General features: G+C 58.9%; 5 protein-coding genes and 1 pseudogene. 3 read left to right on the top strand and 3 right to left on the bottom strand.

The features are described 5' to 3' along the window. The 3 genes and pseudogenes from AC1XOS_RS18940 to AC1XOS_RS18930 all read left to right on the top strand — a co-directional run. Nucleotides 1-592, top strand: a pseudogene (locus AC1XOS_RS18940) (hypothetical protein); the annotation flags it as partial. 4 nt (nucleotides 593-596) lie between these two features. Beyond that, nucleotides 597-1505, top strand: a complete 909-nt coding sequence (locus tag AC1XOS_RS18935) for a carbohydrate kinase family protein (protein ID WP_481963780.1) — start codon at nucleotides 597-599, stop codon at nucleotides 1503-1505. Between the two features lie 231 nt (nucleotides 1506-1736). Further along, the gene (locus AC1XOS_RS18930) at nucleotides 1737-3020 is read left to right on the top strand and encodes a WGR domain-containing protein (protein WP_481963779.1); all 1284 of its coding nucleotides are present in this window, start codon (nucleotides 1737-1739) and stop codon (nucleotides 3018-3020) included. A 45-nt stretch (nucleotides 3021-3065) separates the two neighbouring features. Here the strand turns inward: AC1XOS_RS18930 and AC1XOS_RS18925 are convergent, their stop codons facing one another. From AC1XOS_RS18925 to AC1XOS_RS18915, 3 genes are all read right to left on the bottom strand, one after another. After that, entirely contained in the window at nucleotides 3066-3962 is an 897-nt protein-coding gene (locus AC1XOS_RS18925; RefSeq protein WP_481963778.1) for a hypothetical protein, read from the bottom strand. Nucleotides 3963-3983: 21 nt separating this feature from the next. Continuing rightward, complete coding sequence (locus AC1XOS_RS18920; protein ID WP_481963777.1) at nucleotides 3984-5276, bottom strand: NYN domain-containing protein; 1293 nt, start codon at nucleotides 5274-5276, stop codon at nucleotides 3984-3986. Beyond that, nucleotides 5273-5768, bottom strand: a 496-nt coding sequence (locus AC1XOS_RS18915) for a branched-chain amino acid ABC transporter permease (RefSeq protein ID WP_481963776.1), incomplete at its 5' end; no start/stop codon positions are given. The genes AC1XOS_RS18920 and AC1XOS_RS18915, both read right to left, overlap by 4 nt.

Raw genomic sequence — 5768 nt, 5'->3', positions numbered from 1 at the left:
CACCCTGATTCTCAGCTACGACGAAAAAACCGATAGCTACGGCGGCTCCGGGCGCACCTACGGAAACTTCAGCCTGCTGGACGCGCTCCACGGCTGTGCAGATCTGCTCGGGCGCTACGGGGGGCACTCAGCCAGCGCGGGGGTGAATGTTGCAGCGGCAAACCTGGATGCGTTCCGTCAGCGCCTTCACGAGGTCGCGGAGGGGCTGATCAGCGATGAGCCCGAGCCGATTACTCTGGAGATAGATGCCGAGCTTCCCGATACGCGCCTGCTAAACCAGGGCCTGGTAGAGTCGTTCCAGGCGCTTGCCCCCTTTGGCCGTGATAACCCAGAGCCCGTCTTTCTCACCTGCGGCGGCATTATCACTGAGACGCGGCGCGTGGGCAAGGACAACAACACCGCGATCTTCCAGATCAAGCTTCCGGGACGGCAGTGGCCCACCAAAGCCGTGCGCTTCAAGTCCGGCGACTGGACCGAGCGTGTGCAGCCCGGCGAGCGCGTAGACATTGTCTATAGCCCCAAGCTCAATGAGTGGAACGGAAAAGTCAGTGTGGAGCTGACCCTGCTCGACCTGCGCCCTTCGGTACAATAGTGATATGGTAGTTGGTTTTGGACTGATCAATAAAGACTTTGTCGCGGTGGTGCCTGCTTGGGAGCGCGACACTAAGGTGCGTGCGAGTCGCTACTTCGAGCAAGTGGGCGGACCGGTTCCTGTGGCGCTGACGGCGGTGGCAAAGCTAGGGGGGCTCTCGTGTGTCTATCTGGGAGTGGTCGGGGACGATCGTGATGCCGATGATCTGGCACACCGTCTTGATGAGCAAGGCGTCTCCTCGGACTTTCAGCGTGTGGAGGGCGTGACCACTAGCCGCTCTCTGGTGCTCCTGGATGAGCGTGATGGCTCCCGGACACTGGCAAACTATGCCGAGGAGCTTCCCCACATGACCTTCACCCCCGCTCACGACGAGCTTCTGCGCCAGGCCAGCCTCCTCCATATAGATGGCCGTGACCTAGACGGCGCTCTGCATGCCGCACAAACCGTGAAAGCGGCAGGCGGCCATGTCTCCTTTGATCTGGGCACGATGCGCGAGGGCCGCGAGCAGCTTTTCCCACTCTGTGATGTGGTGCTTGCCAGCAAAGGCGGCGGCGCAGGCGCGTTCCCTCAGCACGCCGACAACCCCGCTGAGCAAGTGCGCGGATTTTTGGCGGCGGGCGTCAAGGTCGCCGGTGTCACCCTTGCCGAGAAAGGGGTCATGATCGCCACGCAAGAGCAGCCCGAGCCGGTTTTTCTCCCTGCCTTCCCGATCTCCAACGTCGTAGACACCTGCGGCGCGGGCGATGTCTTCCACGGCGCATTTGCCTGGGCACACGCCACCGGAATGCCCGCCATCCAAGCTGCCAACTTCGCCCAAGCCACCGTCGCGCTTCGCATCCAGCGCTACGGCAACCGTGCGGGACTCCCCCACCGAGAAACCGTCGAAGCGTTTCTCCTAGCTCAAGGGAGCTAACCAAAATACGCAAGCAAGGGGAGCGTCGCGGAGAGATTGGGTCGTCGCTGTGGATCTCCGTTGGCACCGGGAGCCTAGGCCTTGATTCGGTGAAGAGTGGCTTCCCCTTTCGCCAAGAAGAGATCGCCTCACAATACCTCCAATAGTTTCCGCCTAAGCACTGACTTCTGGAGTCTTCTGGTGAAGCCGCACACCACGGGGCGAGAGATTAAAGGCAAGGTGAAGTGAGACATGGCAACGATAAGCGTGGTCAAAGAAGCACGGTATGTACTGACCAATATTGAAGGCAACAACAACAAGTTCTGGAACATCAAACTCCTCTCCGACGGTTCCTGTGAGACGCACTGGGGACGGGTCGGGGAAGACGGGCAGCGCAAGGTCTTTCCCAGCTATAGCGAGTACCAGCTAGACGCCAAGTGCCGCGAGAAAGAAGGCAAGGGCTACCGGCCCCAAAAGACGCTGGCCAATACGGCGGGCAATAGTAACCTTCAGGGAGAGACGCTGGCAAAAGTCGCTGCCGAGCAGATCGTCACCAGCTCCCCGGAGACGCAAGCGCTGGTGCAGTATCTGGCGCGGGTCAATGTCCACCGGATTCTCGAAGCGACCACGATGACCTACGACGAGAGTCAGGGGACGTTCTCCACGCCCCTCGGAGTGGTCACCCAGGATGCCCTCACCGAAGCACGGGCGCTTCTCAGCACCATCGGGCAGTTTGTGGCGGCGAGCGACTGGAGCCACGCATGTTTCATCCCAACCCTCAACGACTACTTGATGCTCATCCCACAGAACATCGGACGCGCCAAGCCCGACCCCAAAGTGCTCTTCCCCGACACCGAGGCTGTCCAGAAGCAAAACGGGATTCTCGATGCACTGGAAGCCAGCCTGGCGCTCATCCTCAAGGCCGACGAAGACAGCACAAAAGAGGCCGCCCCCGCTCCCAAGCTCTTTGAAGCGCGGCTGGAGCTGGTCACAGATCAAGACGAGATCGAGCGCATCCGGTGCAAGTACCAAGGCACCCAAAAAGCGATGCATGCCTGCGCTCACTTAGACGTAAAGCGAGTCTTTAAGATCGAGATCGCCGCCATGAGCCAGAAGTTTGAGGCGCACAGCAAGAAAATCGGCAACGTGCAGGAGCTCTGGCATGGGACGCAAGCCAGCAACCTGCTCTCGATCCTGCGTAGCGGCTTTGTCATCGCTCCCGCCTCAGCATCACACTGCTGTGGACGTGCCTTTGGAAACGGTATCTACTTCTCGGACCAGAGCACCAAGTCGCTGAACTATGCCTATGGCTACTGGCGCGGTAAGAGCGACAATCACTGCTTCATGTTCCTCTGCGATGTCGCCATGGGCAAGGTGTTCCGCCCTCAGAGAGCAAACTCCGCACTTGACCCACGCAAAGATGGCTACGACTCGACGTTTGCAGAGGCCGGCAAGTGCACCGTCGCCAACAACGAGATGATCGTCTACGATACCCAGCAGATCTGCCCGCGCTTTCTGGTGGAGTTCGGCAGCTAGCGCCCTAGCAGTATCTCCGAAAGCGTTGGCAGAAAGCGTGCCCGACTAGAGTTCCGTCAGCTCCTCAGGGCTCGGAGGGCTCTTGACAAGCTGCTCCGCCCGTGACTGCGCCGCCGCCTCGCTCTCTTTATGCACCTGACGGATCTCGTCGGCGGTCATCTGGCGGCCTTTCTGGTAGTAAAAAAGAGCAGCCTTTCCCACCGTGATCGTGCCGGAGTAGGCGATAGCCGTCTTAGCGACTACCCCTATTCCGGCGGGAATCATCCCGACAATCTCACGGGCCAGCAAGCGCCAGCCCATCGCCCCTGCGACCGTTCCGAGTACCTCGCGAACTTGCTTGGTATAGCCCGGCGGATGGCCATGTGCCGCAGCAAGACGCATCACCAGCATCGCCTGGTTCTTGGTCAGCACCAAGACATCCATCGCCGACGATGCTGGCAAGAAAGGCAAGGTTACGGGCAAGATTCCTGGCAGTGCCGAGAGAAAGGCAAAGCGCGCATTGGTCTCACTGGCCCGGAGCATCAGCCGCTTGCAGGCCATAGGACGGATTCCCGGCAGATACCGGGCAAAGGCGATACAGAGATCGGGCTTCATCTGTGCCACCCACTCCAGGGCTTGCTGCTGTGTGCCCACAAAAGGCAGCCCATTGGGGCCACGAACCCCGACGGGCTCACCAGTAGCTCCAAGATAGAACGTCGCCGCACAGCCCGCCGAGGTGCCTTCATCGGGGGCACGGGGCAGCTCTAAGAGACGAGTCCCGCCGTCTTCTCGCTCCACACGACTGGCACTCTCGGGCAGTAAGAGCTGGCGAAAAGCAGCCCGATCCGCCTCATCGCCGACGAGGGCCAGCCGGTAGTCGCGGGTCATCTCCTCGCGGATGACGCGAGGAGAGACTTCACTAACGGTTCTCCCGAAGCTCCAGGCCTGGTTGGCGATGCTCATACGGCGACTCGACTCCTTAGCTTAGCCGCCCCCGACGCGTCCCACCGTGGTGTAGTCGGGTGCGGAGACGATCTCAATTAGCTCCTTGACACTTTCCAGTGCCTCTGGGTTACCATCGTAGAGCCAAGCATTGAGCGCGTCCGCATCAATCTCTTCCCGCTCCCGCTCCCAGAGCTTGCGGGCGATCCCCTGCTCGGTCTTTTCGATCAGGTCATCGGCGCTCAGCACATCCGTCTGAAGCGTCGTCAGGCGATCCCAGAGCTGCTTGCTCTCCGCTTCCTCACTCCGGTCAAAGTCAAAGCACCAGGTGTAGAACAAGTGATAGACCGTCGAGTTTACCGAGTCCCAGGAGACGGTCGGATGGTGCTCCTCAAACCAGGCATGGAGCCGGTCTTTGGCCTCTTTGAGAGAGATCCTGCCCTCAACTTCCGCATTCTGGAAGATGGTGTAGAGAGCCGTGATAATCTGATGGCGCTCGTCACAGGCCACGTAGCGGAAGTTATTCTCGCGTAGCCAGAAGCGCATCTTGTCTGAGGCGGACGGCGGCGTGTAGGCCACTTTTTCCTCAAGCGAGAGCGAGCCATGCGGCGCGACAGTCACATCCCCAACGGGCGGCTTGTGGACATCGACGAGCTCCAGGTTCGCTCGGAGGAACTCCAGAAACGAGTTAAAGCCAAGACGGCTCTCATCAAAGAGCGGATCAAGGCGACGCATCTGGATCTTCAGCGCCGAGCCGGGCACGGAGCGATTTCCCATCGCCGTCAAGGCACGCATCAGTAGTCCCGAGGGATCAGAGCTTGCACCCGTGCTTGGAATGTCGCGCAGATCATCGTAGAAGATAAACCGGTCGCATGCCTTGATCAGATAGTTAGACGTGCTGGCCCGCACCCCAACTCCCAGCACTTGGAGGCCTAGCTCGCGCAGTTTTACCACCAGCGGCGTAAAGCCCGCGTCACCCGAGATCACGACCACATGCGTGACCTCGGGCTGCCGAAGGACAAACTCCACCACATCCACTGCCATCCGAATATCGGAGCCATTTTTTCCTTTTTGAGTCAGGGGAAATGTTTGGACGGGCTCAACCGCATTATCCAATAAATCAGAGCGATAGTCGTGAAAAACACTCCAGTCCGCATAGGCACGCTTGAGAACAATACGCCCGTGTGTCATCCGCGCAATCTCATCTAGGACTAGCTTCAGCTCAACACGATCATTCTCAAAAAAATCGTCTACCGATCGCTTAATATTCTCAAAATCGACAAAAACCGCAACACGGTTTTTCTTATCAACCTCAGAAACAAATGGTTTATTCAACCTGTTTCAACCTCCTGTTTTTTTCCAAACCAGCGCTTCAGGGAAAGCTCCCCTCTGCCAAAAATGCCCTGTGGCCGCACCAGCATCATAATCACGAGTAGCAGTGCATAGACAACAAGACGGTATTTTGTGGACTCTGATCCTAGTGTGTAGCGCAAAACCTCGGGGAGCGCGGTCAAGACGACCGCGGCAAGTGCTGCGCCTGTGATCGAGCCGAGCCCTCCCAGCACCACCATGGTCACAAAATCGAACGAGCGAACAAAGCCAAACGACGTGATGAGAATTGTCCGCTCATAGTGCGCAAAGAGTGCGCCTGCCACTCCCGCGAAAAACGCTCCCAGCACGAAGGCTTTCACTTTTACCGTGGTTGTATTGACCCCCATCGCCTGCGCCGCGATCTCGTCCTCGCGTACCGAGAGATAGGACAGGCCATGTACCGAGAAACGTAGATTGCGCGCCACCAGAATTACCACGAGTACCGTGCCATAGACC

It is taken from the genome of Armatimonas sp., from assembly GCF_964826245.1.
Note: the sequence above shows the minus strand (reverse complement) of the source record. Positions and strands in the feature narration are given on the sequence as shown.

What these genes read in the sequence shown, in the direction of transcription:
- AC1XOS_RS18930 (WP_481963779.1), top strand. Translation starts at nt 1,737, where the DNA reads ATGGCAACGATAAGCGTGGTCAAAGAAGCACGGTATGTACTGACCAAT.
- AC1XOS_RS18925 (WP_481963778.1), bottom strand. Translation starts at nt 3,962, where the DNA reads ATGAGCATCGCCAACCAGGCCTGGAGCTTCGGGAGAACCGTTAGTGAA.
- AC1XOS_RS18935 (WP_481963780.1), top strand. Translation starts at nt 597, where the DNA reads ATGGTAGTTGGTTTTGGACTGATCAATAAAGACTTTGTCGCGGTGGTG.